11 protein-coding genes and 1 riboswitch are annotated in these 15,437 nt (G+C 61.0%); of the genes, 10 read left to right on the top strand and 1 reads right to left on the bottom strand.

What is annotated here, in order from left to right:
* Nucleotides 1-17 precede the first annotated feature (17 nt).
* Nucleotides 18-126, bottom strand: a riboswitch (TPP riboswitch).
* Nucleotides 127-447: 321 nt separating this feature from the next.
* Nucleotides 448-1,158 (top strand): N-terminal phage integrase SAM-like domain-containing protein, encoded by a 711-nt coding sequence (locus tag BCHO_RS04625; RefSeq protein ID WP_024540840.1) that lies wholly within the window; start codon nucleotides 448-450, stop codon nucleotides 1,156-1,158.
* A complete protein-coding gene (locus BCHO_RS04620; protein WP_081707937.1) occupies nucleotides 1,058-1,957 on the top strand; it encodes an adenine-specific methyltransferase EcoRI family protein in 900 nt (299 codons plus the stop codon). Before BCHO_RS04625 ends, BCHO_RS04620 begins: the two co-directional genes overlap by 101 nt.
* Before the next feature lie 133 nt (nucleotides 1,958-2,090).
* On the opposite strand, the gene BCHO_RS04615 is transcribed toward BCHO_RS04620, so the two are convergent.
* Complete coding sequence (locus BCHO_RS04615) at nucleotides 2,091-2,534, bottom strand: protein kinase domain-containing protein (RefSeq protein WP_024540842.1); 444 nt, start codon at nucleotides 2,532-2,534, stop codon at nucleotides 2,091-2,093.
* Nucleotides 2,535-2,645: 111 nt separating this feature from the next.
* Between BCHO_RS04615 and BCHO_RS04610 the strand changes: the two genes are divergently transcribed.
* The 8 genes from BCHO_RS04610 (at nucleotide 2,646) to BCHO_RS04575 (ending at nucleotide 15,362) form a co-directional block, all read left to right on the top strand.
* Nucleotides 2,646-2,858, top strand: coding sequence for a YlcI/YnfO family protein (locus tag BCHO_RS04610; protein ID WP_024540843.1), 213 nt, complete (start codon nucleotides 2,646-2,648; stop codon nucleotides 2,856-2,858).
* A gap of 3 nt (nucleotides 2,859-2,861) precedes the next feature.
* Complete coding sequence (locus BCHO_RS09425; protein ID WP_024540844.1) at nucleotides 2,862-5,021, top strand: Eco57I restriction-modification methylase domain-containing protein; 2,160 nt, start codon at nucleotides 2,862-2,864, stop codon at nucleotides 5,019-5,021.
* A 1-nt stretch (nucleotide 5,022) separates the two neighbouring features.
* Nucleotides 5,023-8,406 carry a DEAD/DEAH box helicase gene (locus BCHO_RS04600; protein WP_024540845.1) on the top strand — a complete coding sequence of 1,128 codons (3,384 nt, stop codon included), beginning with the start codon at nucleotides 5,023-5,025 and terminating at the stop codon, nucleotides 8,404-8,406.
* 3 nt (nucleotides 8,407-8,409) lie between these two features.
* On the top strand, nucleotides 8,410-9,723 hold the full coding sequence (locus BCHO_RS04595; protein ID WP_024540846.1) for a hypothetical protein: 1,314 nt from the start codon (nucleotides 8,410-8,412) through the stop codon (nucleotides 9,721-9,723).
* Entirely contained in the window at nucleotides 9,710-10,921 is a 1,212-nt protein-coding gene (locus BCHO_RS04590; protein WP_029675431.1) for a hypothetical protein, read from the top strand. The genes BCHO_RS04595 and BCHO_RS04590 overlap by 14 nt, the downstream gene beginning before the upstream one ends.
* Before the next feature lie 34 nt (nucleotides 10,922-10,955).
* Nucleotides 10,956-12,851, top strand: coding sequence for a DEAD/DEAH box helicase (locus BCHO_RS04585; protein WP_051911603.1), 1,896 nt, complete (start codon nucleotides 10,956-10,958; stop codon nucleotides 12,849-12,851).
* 100 nt (nucleotides 12,852-12,951) lie between these two features.
* Nucleotides 12,952-14,625: a DUF262 domain-containing protein gene (locus BCHO_RS04580; RefSeq protein ID WP_051354867.1), complete on the top strand. Its 1,674-nt coding sequence runs from the start codon at nucleotides 12,952-12,954 to the stop codon at nucleotides 14,623-14,625.
* A 479-nt stretch (nucleotides 14,626-15,104) separates the two neighbouring features.
* Nucleotides 15,105-15,362 (top strand): helix-turn-helix domain-containing protein, encoded by a 258-nt coding sequence (locus BCHO_RS04575; RefSeq protein ID WP_024540850.1) that lies wholly within the window; start codon nucleotides 15,105-15,107, stop codon nucleotides 15,360-15,362.
* The last annotated feature ends 75 nt before the right edge of the window (nucleotides 15,363-15,437 follow it).

Raw genomic sequence — 15,437 nt, 5'->3', positions numbered from 1 at the left:
TGGTTCATATGGGGAAGGCACGGGGAGAAGAGACGTCCGTGCGTCGGCATTATCCGATTCACGTTCATGCGGTCGAAGCTCATGCTTCCTCTCAGCCTGCCTGGGCAAGCCCCCGTGTCCGCATCCAGTAAAGCAGAGGCCATGCACTTTCGGCCGGCCGATCGCATGGCGAAGACGACTCAGGGGGGGTGACGTCGAACGATGTCACCCGCCCCCCCTGTCGCTTCGCTATCGGAGCGGAGAATGGATCAGATGTGGAAGCCGAGGATACCGTCTTCCGCTTGACGCGCCGAAACTGCGTAATATAGCCGCAAAAGCGTTGCGGGACAACGCTTTTGCGGTCTTTCGCGGCAATTATCAGCCGCCCTTTTTCGTGACATGCGATGACATGGGCCTGCCAACTAGGTGCAGTATTAGGTGCAGCGCGTGCGCGCATAGCCACGGGGCATGAACCGGAAGACGAACATGCCGCGATACACGCTGACGCTCATCGACTCCACCAACCAGACCCCGCCGATTGTGCTCACCGCCGAATCCACCAGAACCATCATACGCCAGCTGACGAAACGGCTGGACCCCACGCCCGAACGCAGGCGCGTGCAGGGCTCCGGAGGATTCACCATGGAGCGCGGACGCGTCAAGGCGTTCCGCGAGCTCCCGCCCGACCCCGCGACCGGGAACCGCCGGCGCGCCACCGCGTTCGGCGCCACCAGGGCCGAGGCGGAGCGCAGGCTCAACGAAAAGATAGCCGAGCTCCAGCGCGTCGGACGGCTCGGCTACACGAAGCCGCCCACCGTGGCCGAATGGTGCGACCACTGGCTGAACGACATCTGCAAACCCCACCTCAAACCCCGCACCTGGGGCACGTACGCATCCGTCATCGAACGCAACGTCAAGCCCGCCATCGGCGCCGTCAGGCTCGACGAGCTCAAGCCCGCGCACTTCCGCCGCATGGAACGCTACGTCATGGAGGAGCAGGGCAAAAGCTCCGGCACCGCGGGCAGCGCGTGGCGCACCCTGCACAAGGCTCTGGAGGACGCCGTATTGGAGGGCGTCATTGAACTTCAACCCCCTCGGGCTGAAGAAGCTCATCGCCACCTGCTACTCGGGCTCCCCCATCGCCGGCGGCGAGTACCAGCCATCCCTGTTCGACGATGACGTGGACGAGAATACGGGACGACACCGCAGGGCGTACAAGGCCGTCGTCAACGTGTTCCGCGACACCACCGGCGATGGCGGGTTGGACATGGACGACATCAGAAACCTGCTGGACTCCGGGGAGAACGAACTGACGGAGCTGCACGGCGACGGAACATACGGCGCGTGCGACTTCAGGTCCAAGGAATGCCTGGAGCTGCTCGACGAGGCCGACATCGTCGTGACCAATCCGCCGTTCAGCCTGTTCCGCGAGTATGTGGCGACGCTCGTGGAACATGGCAAGAAATTCGTCATCATGGGCAACATCAATGCCATCACCTACAAGGAAATCTTCCCGCTGATCCGGGATGGCAGACTCTGGCCAGGTTTCTCCTTCAACAAGGCCATGGAGTTCGCCATGCCCGAGGAATACGAATCGAAAACCGGCGAACGCGATAAGTACGGGCGGAAGATAAGCAAAGTCCCCGCCATCGCCTGGTACACCAACCTGGACATCGACAAGCGCCACGAGGACCTCATCCTTTACCGCCGCTACGCCGACGACCCGTCGAAGTACCCGCATTATGACAACTATGACGCCATCGAGGTATCGAAGGTCAAGGACATTCCCGAGGACTATTGGGGCGTCATGGGTGTGCCCATCACGTTCATGGACAAATACAATCCCGAACAGTTCGAGCTGGTGGGTTGCTCATACAACTACGGACGCCCCAAGGAATGGCCAGAGGATACGGATATGGCACCGACCGTTGGCGGCAAGAACCTCTACAAGCGCCTGTTCATCCGCCGTCGCGCCTGATACAATGGTCCCAAGCCCTTGGCGGGGTCTATAACCCTCCCGCCGGGGCCGACGGCCCTGACCGCATGCGCGGCCCGGCAAGTCGAAAAACCCCGGCGGATTTTTTATCACTTCCTTCCGCCGGGGCCCGTTTTCATCCGACAGGACATTCCGCCTTTCTCATATCCTCGATGATGTCCCACACCGTCTGATACCGGTCGGCGGGGTTGGTGGCCGAGCATTTCTGGATGATGGAGCCCAGCCGCGATCCATCGGTGACAAGGTTCTCCTTGCCAGTGAGGATGTAGTTGAGAATGAAACCAATCGAATATATGTCGTTGACCGGCTTGAAGTCCTTGAACGATTTCAGGGCCGGATCCTCTATGGAGCCTTTCATCGAAGAGCCCGTGCTTGTGAGGTCCGAGTTCCTCTCCTTGGCGAGTCCGAAGTCGGCGACCTTGACCATGAACGCCTCGTTATATGTATGGACGAGCACATTTCTGTAGCTGAGGTCGCGGTGGCACACGCCGCGCTTGTGCAGGAAGTTCATCGCGTACAGGAACCGCATCGCCATCTTGCGGCGGACCCAAAGGGACATCTTCGCATTGAGCCCGAACGGCCGATGCCCCCTATTCCCAGGGCGCTCCGTGCCGCCGCGTTATAATGCTGCAGACGCATTTGTATTGCATTTCGAGCGATGGGAGCGCAGATGCCTGACAGCTACAAGGAGCTCATCAAGGGCAACCCCGACGAGACCGAGATCAGAAGCTTCCTGGTGGACGGCGACCAAGTCTCCGTGACCCTGCGCATTCCCGACACCCTGCGTGACGCGGCCAAGGAGGAGGCGGCCCTGCGGGGCATGAGCTTCTCCGCCTTCGTGCGCACGCGCATGATCGAAGAGCTCGCGAAGAAGGGACGATAGCCCGTGACCGAGCCAATCCACGACATCTCGGTCGAAGGCTTCATAGAATCCTTCGACCGACGATACCCGACTTTCATTCTCAAGACGTTGCTGCGCGACCGCACGACGGGGCGCAACATCATATGGGCCGACAACGAATACGAGGCACTGGGCGACGGCTACATGGGCGATGACGAGATAACCGTCGAGAAGATCACAGGCATGAACTCCGGCGTCATCAAGCCGCGCATTGCCAAGGAGCAGGAGAGGCAATCCCAGCGTACCAAGAGCCGCGCCGAGGTGTTCACCCCGTCTTGGCTGTGCAATCAGATGAACAACGACCTGGACGAGGTATGGTTCGGCCGGCGCGATGTCTTCAACACCGAGATCGTTGCGGATGGTGGCGCCAATACATGGACGCCGACTAGCGATCCGATTGAATTTCCCAAATCCAAGGGACACGGCTGGCGAGCATACGTGGAAGCGCCGCGGCTCGAGATCACGTGCGGCGAGGCGCCGTTCGTGTGTTCACGCTACGACACCGTAACGGGCGACGAGCTGTCCGTAGGTGAGCGCGTAGGATTCCTAGATCGTAAACTTCGCGTCGTGACCGAAAAGACCAAGACTCGCAAGGAGTGGGTGCGCCGCGCCCTCGACGCGCTGCGCGCGACATACGGCTTCGAGTACCAGGGCGACAACCTGCTCATCGCCCGCATCAACGTGTTCGAGACGTTCGCCGAGCATCTACGCGACCGCTGGGGTTCGGACCCCCAACAGGACGAGCTTGAACAGGCGGCCTGGATAGTTTCCTGGAACTTCTGGCAAATGAATGGGCGAACTTACGCTGTGCCCACCAACAAGATGGGCGCCGAGGTGGAGTCAACTCTGGGAACGTTCGAGGAGCCCGAGCCGAAACCGATACAACCGTCGCTTTTCGACCTGTTCGAGGGCGTGTTCTCCGACGAGATAAACAAAGAAATCGAAGAAGAGGAGCCTAAGGAAACGGTTCCTCTCTGTGTGATATACGACTGGCGGAACGGCGAGCCCTTTGAGTTCGCCTCATTGAAAGGCAAGGCAAGTGACATGGGAAAGAAGTTCTATGCAGTAATAGGCAATCCACCTTACCAGGAGGAGAATTCGCAAGCTAAACCTAAATCAAATGGTCAAAAGCCAATGACAAATATTTTTCAGTATTTCCAAGAGGTCACAGATCAGGTCACCTCTGATTGCGCGGTACTTATTTATCCCGGCGGTAGATGGATCCATCAATCGGGAAAAGGAATGAAAACTTTTGGACACAAGCAGATTAATGATTGCCATTTGTCGGTAGTTAAATTATTTCCAGATGCTTCTGAGCTGTTTGGTGATGCGGCTCAACTTGCTGATGGCATCACGATAGTCGTGAAAGACTACAGAAAAAAAGAACCAGGCTTTAAGTATATCTATTCAAAGGCTGGAAACGAGACAGCTGTCCAAGCTTTAAATCCTGGCGATAAATTAATGCCGCTCGATCCCAATGATCTTCCGCTGGTTCAAAAAATCGATGAATCCGTGAGAGAGCTTGGAATCGGCTTCCTCCACGATGCCATACTACCGCGTTCGCTTTTCCCCATTGAAAGCAATTTCGTTGAAAATAATCCAAATCTGGTTCGTAAATACGAGAATGATGCTGCTGTAGATTACTCACATGAAATCAAACTTTTCACCAATGATAAGGCTGGCAAGACAGGCCGCGCTATGTGGTTTGTGGCAGAGAGAAGCATCATTACAAAGAACCAGCACCTTATCGATGAGTGGCAGGTTGTAGTTTCCAGTGCTAACGCTGGAGGACAGAAGCGTGATAATCAGCTTGAAATAATCGACAATCACTCTGCCTTTGGGCGATCGCGCGTAGCCCTTAGGTCATTCAAAACAAACGATGAAGCAATTAACTTCTACCGTTATGTAAAAACGTACATTATCAGGTACGCATTCTTGTTGACCGATGAGGCATTAACGTCATTAGGAAAAGAAGTACCCGACCTTGGCGATTATTCGAATGAGAATAGTCTCATAAATTTCGATAAAGATATCGACCAACAGCTCTGCGAACTACTGGGTATCGAAGATCATGAGTTTAGCTATATTAAAAATCGCGTTGATTCGATTAGAAATGGCAGTAGCTCCGAATCGGGGGTGAACTAGCATGGCGAGCATCGACATCACCCAGATCATCGAGACCACAGTGCCTGCGGTGCCTCAGATTTACGCCTATACCACGCCCGAGATTGCCCGCCATAACGGCTGGACCAAGATCGGCTACACCGAGCAGGACGTGCGCGAGCGCATCAAGCAGCAGACGCATACCGCCGACGTTCAGTGGCATCTGGAGTGGAGCGGCAACGCCACGTGGGAGCACCGCGCGGGTACGTTCCGTGACACCGACTTCCATGCCTACCTCGAGAAGCAGGGCGTCGAGCGCGAACCCAAGAAGGAATGGTTCAAGATCAGCGGCGAGGAGTCGCACCAGCAGTTCTACCGGTTCCGCGACACCGACGGCGTGCTGGATACGCCCGGTGCCGCCTCTTACACCCTACGCGCCGAGCAGCAGCGCGCCGTGGAGCAAACGAGCGCCTTCGCCCGCGCCCATTGGGACGAAGGTGGCGCGCACGGCGGCGAATTCCTGTGGAACGCCAAGCCGCGCTTCGGCAAGACGCTCACCGCGTACGACCTGTGCCGCGGCATCGGCGCGCAGAAGGTGCTCATCGTCACCAACCGCCCCGCCATTGCCAATTCTTGGTACGACGACTACGTGAAGTTCGTTGGGGTAGAGGGCGGCTACCGCTTCATCAGCGGCGTGGACGCCCTGGCCGGCAAGCCCTACTGCCTCAGCCGCGAGGAGTACCTTCGCGCCATCCGCAACGACCCAGAAGGCCCTAAGGGGTTCATCGAGTTTGTGAGCCTTCAGGACCTCAAGGGCTCCATCCGCTTTGGCGGCGTGTACCAGAAGCTTGATGAGGTGGCCGACCTCACCTGGGACGTGCTCATCATCGACGAGGCACACGAGGGCGTGGACACCTTCAAGACCGATGTGGCGTTCGACCACATCAAGCGCCGTTTCACACTGCACCTCTCCGGCACGCCCTTCAAGGCCATCGCCAACGAGAAGTTCGCCGACGACGCCATCTACAACTGGACCTATGCCGACGAGCAGCAGGCCAAGCGCGACTGGCCCGCCGACTCCGAACAGCCGAACCCCTACGCCAACCTCCCCAAGCTTAACCTGCTCACCTACCAGATGAGCGACATCGTCGAGCAGGAGGCCCGCGGCGGCATGGAGATTGACGGCGAGCAGACCGAGTTCGCCTTCGACCTCAACGAGTTCTTCTCGACCAAGCAGAACGGCGGCTTCGTGCATGACGCCGACGTGGATAAGTTCCTCGACGCGCTCACCACGCAGGAGAAGTTCCCGTTCTCGACGCCCGAGCTGCGCGACGAGCTGCGCCACACGTTCTGGATGCTCAACCGCGTCGACTCCGCCCGCGCCCTCGCCAAGAAGCTGCAGGCGCACCCCGTTTTCAAGGATTACGAGGTGGTACTCGCTGCTGGCGACGGCAAGATCGACGCCGACGACGAGAACGAGAAATCGCTCGACAAGGTACGCCGCGCGATCAAGGACCACGACAGGACCATCACCCTTTCGGTCGGCCAGCTGACCACGGGCGTGACCGTGCCGGAGTGGACCGCCGTGCTCATGCTCTCGAACATGGCGAGCCCCGCACTGTACATGCAGGCGGCCTTCCGCAGCCAGAACCCGTGCCTGTTCGACCTGGGCGGCGGCAACTACGCGCGCAAGGAGAACGCCTACGTCTTCGACTTCGACCCAGCGCGCACGCTTACTATCTTTGAGCAGTTCGCCAACGACCTGTACGGCGAGACCGCGCGCGGTGGTGGCGACGTGGAGACGCGCGAGCGCCATATCCGTCAGCTGCTGAACTTCTTCCCCGTCTATGGCGAGGACGACGAGGGCCAGATGGTCGAGCTCGATGCCGAGCAGGTGCTCAGCGTGCCGAGGCGCATCCACGCCCGTGAGGTGGTCAAGCGCGGCTTCATGAGCAACTTCCTATTCCAGAACATCGCGAGCGTCTTCCGCGCGCCGGCAGAGGTCGTGGAGATCATCCAGCGCTTCGACCCCTACGAGCAGGGCAAGGCGCAGAACGCCGAGAAGAACAAGGTCGAGATCGACGAAGGCACGGCACGCGATCTCTCCATCAACGACGAGGGCGAGGTGGAGATTCCCGACGAGCAGGTCGTAGGCAAGGCGGCGGACATCTTCGGACCGAAGGTCTACGGTGATGTCGTCGTTGAGTTCTCGGGCCAGGTCCAAGATATCGCGAAGGCACACGCAGCCGATGACGACGACAGGGCGATGCTCGACAACCTCAAGGAGGCCTTCAAGCAGAGCGTGACCGCACCTTTGGTTCAGGCCGCCAAGGAGAGCTACGGCAGCGAGCTCAAACCGCGCCAGCAACAGCAGATCGAGCGCAAGGTCCAGGCAGACGCCGACATCCAGCTCAACCGCCAGGTCGGCGACTACCAGATCCAGGCGCGCCGCATCGAGCAGTCGCGCAAGGACGAGCTCAAGGCGGCAACCAGCGCAGCCGAGCGCGCCGAGGTGAACCAACGGCACGACGAGCAGAAGGCCGAGGCGTTCCAGGCGCTCGCCCAGAAGCTCGAGGACTCCCGCGAGGAGCTCGTGCAGAGCGCCGGCGAGACCGTGGTGCGCGAGGTGGAGACCGCCAAGAAGGAGGAAGAGAAGCAGGGCATCGAGGACAAGGTGCGTGCCCACCTGCGTGGCTTCTCTCGCACCATCCCGTCGTTCCTCATGGCATATGGCGAGGAGGGCACGACGCTCGCGAACTTCGACACGGTGATTCCCGCCGACGTCTTCCTGGACGTCACGAGCATCACCGTGGACGAGTTCCGCTTCCTGCGCGATGGCGGTGACTACATCGACGCCGAGACCGGCGAGGTTAAGCACTTCGTTGGGCACCTCTTCGACGAGGTGGTGTTCAACGACTCCGTGAGCGAGTTCATCAAGCTGCGCGAGCGCCTGGCCAACTACTTCGACGAGTCCCAGACGGAGGACATCTTCGACTACGTGCCGCCCCAGAAGACCAACCAGATTTTCACGCCGCGCAACGTCGTGGTCGAGATGGTGGACCTCTTCGAGAAGGAGAACCCGGGCTGTTTCGATGACCCGAGCCACACCTTCGCCGACCTGTATATGAAGTCGGGTCTCTACATCACCGAGATCATCAAGCGCCTGTACCGAAGCGAGGGCATGAAGGCCGCCTTCCCGGACGACCGCGAGCGTTTGGATCACATCCTGGAGCATCAGGTGTTCGGTATCGCGCCTACTAAGATCATCTACGAGATCGCCACCCACTTCATCCTGGGTTTCCACGACGAGGTCGGCCAGGGATGCGACTCGAACTTCGAGCTTGCGGACTCCGCGGAGCTTGCCAAGGAGGGTACGCTGGACGCTTATGTCGAGCGCGTCTTCGGGCCCAAGCTGGGCGAGGCGTAGCGCGTGGCGGAAGTAGTCGACAGCCGGCAGGACGAGCGCGCGCAGGCGGCGCGCGAGGCGGCGGATGCTGTGCGGAGCGACGGCACCGAGCTGTGCGCCCGCCTAGTCTTCCGCGCCTCGCGCAACGAGCTGAGGCGCGCGGGCATCGCCACACCCGCCGCTCTCTACGATGAGCTGAAGCAGGTCTTCTGGAACGCGGACGAGGGCGTCACCCTGGGCGACCACCTCTCCGTCGGGTTCGGCAAGGTCGACCGCCGCCGCCAGGTGCGTGCCTTCGCCGAGTGCCATGCGGACGAGCCCAGGAACGTCGTAGCGAAAGCATATGAGCGCGAATACGGCTTCAGCGCGGGCATCGCCGCGATATGGCTCGACCTATTCGCCGAGCCCGCGGACGTGAGCTTCTCGGAGTGGCTCGGCGTAGAGGTCGTTGAATGCCCGGCGGACGCCCAGGCCTCCCGTGCGGACGCGCCCGAGACGCGCGGCGTCGAGCGCGAGACACCCACCCTCGAAAGCTTCCTCGCCCGGGAGCTTGCCGGCCGCATCTGCGACGCGGAGCTCGTTCGCAGGCGCTTTGCCTTCGAGTTTCCCGATGAGCACCCTGAAATGCTCGACCGCGGCATCGAGGGCGCGGGCTACTACGAGGACCGCGGCCTGCTCTTCCGAGAAGGGAGCATCCCGAGCGACCACTTCACGCGGCTGCTGGCCGAGCATCCGTCCTTCGCGAAGGGCGACGCCGGCTTCGAGAACGCCGTGTGGCAGCATCCCGCCTTCCGCCACGTGCTGCGCCAGGCGCTTTCGGACCACCGCGTGCTTCTCTACGAGGGCGACAGCTATATCTCGTTCGCGCGGCTGCACGACGTGCTGGGCGCGCGCATGGCGGACATCGAGTCGTACGCGCCTGCGGTGAGCGTGGACGCGCCCGAGGGCAAGCCCTTCACTGTGGCGAGCCTGCGCGCGGGCGGTGCCGTATCGCATCCGCTGTACGGGCTGGACATGCCCGACGACTTCTACGAGGGGTTGCTCGACGCGGGCGGGCTCCTGCGCAGCTGTACGCTCGCCGGAACCAAGGTGTTCGTCGCCGGAGGCGAAGGGCGGCTTTCCGCAGCCGACCTCATCGAGTGGATCGTCTCCCAGAACGAGGGGATCGAGCGCAACGACCTGCCGAGGCTGCTCGCGAACGATCTGGGCATCACGTGCCCGGCACCGCTCCTGACGACGACCATTTACAACTCCGACGTCTACTACGACGACATCGGAGACGCATACTACTCATCCATGGAGGCATGGAAGAAGGAGGCACGAAATGAGCTTGCTTGAGGAAGGGATCGCGACCGGCAACGTCCTGCCGACGGGGCGCAAGGAGAAGCACTCCATCGACAACGTGACGCGCGACTTCGACATCTACCGTATCAAGTGCGACCTTCTGTTCTACAACGACCAGAACGACCGCATCGCCACTTGGGTGAGCGAGTACAACTCCGCGCAGGGCGCGGACCTGCTCGCCCTCGGACGCGACGAGTACAACGGCGTCATCGAGGACTTCATCGTCGAGAGCAACCCCGGAGCGCTCAGGAAGACCGAGAAGAGCATAGCGCTTCGCGGCCAACTTAGGCCGGGCATCGTGCTCAATGACGGACGCGTCATTGACGGCAACCGACGCCTGACCTGCGTCCGCCGCCTTGCGAGGGCGAACAACGAAGCGGGCTGGTTCGAGGCCGCCATTCTCGACGACGCCACCGGCAGCGACCCTAAGCGCATCAAGCTGCTCGAGCTCGCCATCCAGATCGGCGAAGAGGAGAAGGTGGCGTATGACCCCGTCGACCGACTCGTCGGCGTATACCGCGACGTGGTGAAGAACCACCTCATCACCCCTGCGGAATACGGCAACGCGACGGGCATGACCGAGGCCGAGGTGAGAAAGCTCGTCGACCGCGCCCAGTACATGGAGGAGTTCCTCGAATTCTGTCAGGCTCCCGAGCAATACCACCTCGCCCGCGCCCTCAAAGTCGACGGCCCCTTGGGCGAGTTCAGCCGCGTGTTGAAGAAGTACGACAGCAGGCGCGACAAGCAGCTCGTCAAACAGCTTATGTTCGCCAACATGGTGGTGCAGCCCGAAGGCGACATCACCCGATACGTGAGAGACTTCGGCAGCGTGGCAGGCACGGACGCAGAGGCCGACTTCAAGGCCGCCGAACTGCAGGCCATGTCCGAACTCCTCGAGAAGATGGGTCCCGACGCCCTCACGCGCGAGAAGGTGAGCGAGCTGCGCTCGGACGCCAATCTCGTCAACGGCTTCCAGCGTGCCGGTGACCGTGCAAGGGAAACCGTGCGACGCGTCAAGCTCATGGACACGCCCGCCAAGAAATCCGCCGACTGCCTCTCCGAGCTCGAGAAGATCCTTCCCGAGATGCTCGACGTACTGGGGCCCGACGAGCTTGAGAAGGTGCGTCGCAACCTCGTTGCCGTCGCCGACAAGGTGGAAGAGCTGATCGGTGAGATCGATGAGCGCGCCTAGGGCCGTCGTCTGCTACGACGAGGCGCGGCCAGGCATGTACCTGCGCATCGAGGGGCAAGACGTCGCCTCGTTCATGGCCTCGGCCGCATGGCGCGCCTGGCTGTACTACCCGGCGAGCGCCGTCGACGGCACCGATCGCAACCGCATCCTGCTCGACGGCGGCATGGGTCTTCGCGAGTGCCAGGACATGCTCGAGGCGATCATAGAGGCCGACGGCCACGGCGTCGAGATCGCGGTGGACCCAAGCTTCGGCGCCTTCGTGAACGCCGGCGAAACCTACATCCGCGAGCGCTCCGAGGTGGGGTTGGCCATCAAGGCGCAGACCGCCGAAGGCATCGCCGACGACCACCAGTTGGGGCCGCGCTTCCGGGAGTTCCGCGACGTGGTGAACGCATCGATGGTGCGCCCCCTGCGCGACCGGCAGATGCTCGACGCCTTCTTCATGGCGACAGTTGGGCGCGCGGCCGACTTCTCGGTGCCCGGAGCCGGCAAGACCGCGACGGTGCTCGGCGTGTTCGCCTACCTGCGCCATTTGGGGCTCGCGCGCCGCATCGTGGTGGTTTGCCCCAAGAACGGCTTCGAATCGTGGGAGAAGGAATGGGTCGCCACCTTCGGGGATAAGCTGCCTTTGAGCTGCTTCTCGCTGGGAGATCCCGCCATAGCGGCGATGTCGACCGAGCGCAGGCGCAACGCGCTATCGCTCGACAGCGGCGCATGCAACCTGTTCACGTTCAACTACGAGTCGCTCTCGGGCTACGTGCGGGAGTTGCATGCCATCATCCCCGATCAGACCCTGCTCGTCTTCGACGAGGTGCACCGGGTGAAGGCCATCGGCGGCAGGCGCGCGGAAGCCGCGCTCGAGGCGGCCGACGGTGCGAAGTTCGTGATCGCCCTTACGGGAACGCCCATCCCGAACACTTACCAGGACATCTACAACCTGCTGCACATCCTGTACCCCGATGACTATGACACGTTCTTCGGCTACGAACCGGGCGAGCTCCGCGCGCCCGATGCAGACCTCCAGGCAAGCCTCAACGACAGCCTGGCACCCTTCTTCTGCCGAACGAACAAGGACGATCTCGGCGTGCCTCGCCCGGAGCCCGACGAGATTGTAGAGATCGAAGCGACGCCCGACGAGGACACGCTGCTGCGCGTCCTGTACGCGTCTTGCCCCAACGCGCTCGCGAGGATCATACGCACCCTGCAGCTCGAGAGCGATCCCGAGATGCTTTGCTCAGCCGTGGACCCAGGCGACCTCGAGTACGTGCTCGACCAGGTCGGCGACGACTACTCGGATATCGACTACGTCGACTTCTCTCAGACGTTCTACGAGGCCATCGAGCGAAGCCGCCCGAGCTCGAAGCTCGTGGCGTGCGAGCGGCTCGTGGAGCGCATCGTCGCCGAAGGCCGCCCCGTCATAGTATGGTGCATCTTCGTCCGCAGCATCGCCAACCTCCGCCGCGACCTCGCCGCCATGGGGATTCCGGCAGAGGCGATCTACGGCGCCACGCCACAGGAAGAGAGGCGCGAGATTCTGGACGACTTCCGCGCGGGGCGCTTCAGGGTGCTCGTGACCAACCCGCAGACGCTTGCCGAGTCGGTCTCCCTGCACAGCGTCTGCCACGACGCGGTGTATTTCGAGTACAGCTATAACCTGGTGCACCTGCTGCAGTCGAAAGACCGCATACACCGCCTTGGCCTGCCCGACAATCAGAAGACGCGCTACTACTTCATGCGCGAGAAGTTCATGCGCGACGGCAGGGAGCTATCCCTCGATGCCGTAATCTACAATCGCTTGAAGGAGAAGGAGCAGACGATGCTCGACGCCATCGACCGCGGCTGCCTCGAGGGCGGCTACCTCGATGACGAGGACCTGCGCATCATCTTCGAGCGCCTGCTGGGAGAAGATGCCAAGAGCCTGGAATACTAAGAGGCCGAATGGCGCATTGACGATATTGGCTCATAAGTGATAACTGCGAAGGATAGATAGGGCTTTAAGGATGGATGCAGGAAAAGCAACGATAAGCGGCGTGTTCAACGGATCGCGCCTGCTCGAAATACCCTTCTACCAAAGGGCGTACGTCTGGGGAGAAGAGCAGTGGGAGCGCTTCCTCGGCAACATGGAGTTCGTCACCGCCTCGAAGCGGCCCTACTTCCTGGGCTCCATCATCCTGAAGCAGGAGTCTTCCGGCAATACCTGGTCGGAGGTATCCGAGGTGCGCACCGTCATCGACGGACAGCAGCGCCTCACCACCATGATTATCTTCTTCAAGGCGCTTTGCGCGAAAATCGGCGCCGGCAAGCTGTTCGAGCGGGACTTCATCCTTGAGACCGGCGACGTCGCTCTGAGCCACAGTAGATACGATAGAGACGATTTCAAGAAGGTCGTTGATGCCAAGGGCAGCGAGCCGATTGACGGCTCGTCGGCCATCATTGGCGCCTACAACTACTTCCTCAAAAACATCGACTCGGAACAGGTCGACAGGAACGCGATCAAGTCGAACGTTCAGTTCGTTTGCATCGATCTCACCGAGGGCGAAGACGAGCAGCAGATATTCGACACCATCAACTCGCTCGGGGTGCGCCTGACGACGGCGGAGCTCCTCAAGAACTACTTCTTCAACCACGAGAACGAGCAGGCGTTCAAGGAGTGCTGGGAAGATGTCTTCGAGCCCACGGCGGAGAAGAGGGAATATTGGGAGCAGGAGGTCGTTACCGGGCGCATCAAGCGCACGCTCGTCGATCTGTTCTTCGACGCGTTCCTCCAGATCCTGGTTCAGAACAAGGAGCGCGGCGTCACGACCGAGGACAAGCTCTTCTATTCGCGCACGTCCAACCTCTTCCAGTCCTACAAAGACTTCATCGCCAGGTACTGCGATGGGAGCAAAGATGAGGTGCTGGGTGCCATGAAGGCCTACGCCGAGGTGTTCGAGTCCACGTTCGACCCCACCTGTTGCGACAGGAACGTCTCCTCCGCGCCGTCCGCCGAGCGCATGAACGTGCTGATATTCGGTCTTAAGAATTCGACGCTCATCCCATACGTATTGTACGTCCGCAAGAACGTGGAATCGTCGGATGAGCAGGCGAAGATCTTCGCCACGCTCGAGAGCTACATCGTCCGCCGAATGCTGGTCAGGGCGACCACCAAGAACTACAACAGGCTGTTCACCTCGCTGATCCTAAACGAGGCAAAGGACGCCGCCGCGCTGAGGACCGCGCTTGCCGCCGACGCGGAGGCGACCACCTATATGCCGAGCGACCCCGAGGTGCACGCCGCGTTCGGCGAGTCGTGCCTGTACAACCTCCAGTCCAAAGGCGTCCTCTATCTGCTGGAAAGCGCCATCAGACCGAGCATGAGCAGCACCGCGCTTCTCGGATTCAACCAGTACACCCTCGAGCATATGATGCCTAAAAAGTGGCGCAACAAGTGGGGAGCCCTTGATGACGAGGCTGCTACGCGAAGGGACAGGAAGCTCCTCACGTTCGGCAACCTCGCCATCATCACTCATTCGCTCAACGCCTCCATCCGCGATGCCGAGTGGGTCGTCAAGAAGCAAGGGAAAGGATATAAGGACGGTCTGGCGCTCTGCGCCGCCGGCCTCGCCACCATGGATGGCGTCCTGGAGAAGGAATCATGGGGCGAAGAGGACATCGACGAGCGCGCGGAGTGGCTTGCCGACAAGGCCCTGACCGTCTGGTCGTAGCCTCTCCCGCGCCCCATCCCGAAAATGCTCACGTCGTCGTTGACGCGGGCTTCAGGTGCCTCTGGCACAGCCGGGGGCACCTTCATTCGCGGCTCTTCCTCCGCTGGCGTATCAACCCCCTCGCCAAGCGCCAGGAAGAATCTCATAACGACTTCGATCCTCTGCTGCAGGGTCTCGCTCAGTTCTCCGTAGGAGGCAGCCAACCGCACTTCCTTGGCCAGCTCCGTCATCGAAGCCCTCAGCGCCTTCGCACGTTCACGTGGGTGCCGATCGCCTGCACCGGGCATTCTGGCCGGTCAGAACATCGTGGTGAACGGCCATCTCCTAGCTTGACATCCTCTCCCGCTTGAAGGCGGGGATTCCCGTCGCCGGTCGGACTCCCTGAAGGACTTCCGGCCGGCGGAGCGGGGTCGCAGCGATCCAGCCGGATGCGCCGGAGCCGCAACGCCGTTGAATCCTCGCGACGCATAGCCGCTGCTATGACGGAATCGAAGAAGACACTTGAATCCGAGGGCACTACGGCCAGACCGAAGGAAAAGCCCTACGTGCCCATCGAAAACCGCCCGCTGCTGGGTGTGGATGAAGTGGAGGCTCTTACGGGCGTTCCCGCCAAAATCATCCGGGCCAACGTGCGCAACGGACTGCTGAAGGCGTGCCTGGCGGGCAGCACGACGATGCGCATCCGACGGCGGGATTTGGACGAATGGCTTGACATGTTGCCAGCGTGGCGCGCCTAAAGGAAAACCCCACTCGCGCCCGATTGTGGACGAAGTGGGGTTCTTCAGAACACCATAGGTGCAGCATAGGTGCAG

It is taken from the genome of Bifidobacterium choerinum, from assembly GCF_000741135.1.
In the GTDB taxonomy this organism is placed as follows: domain Bacteria; phylum Actinomycetota; class Actinomycetes; order Actinomycetales; family Bifidobacteriaceae; genus Bifidobacterium; species Bifidobacterium choerinum.
The sequence above is the reverse complement of the archived record's forward strand: the minus strand, read 5'-3'. Positions and strand labels throughout refer to the sequence as shown.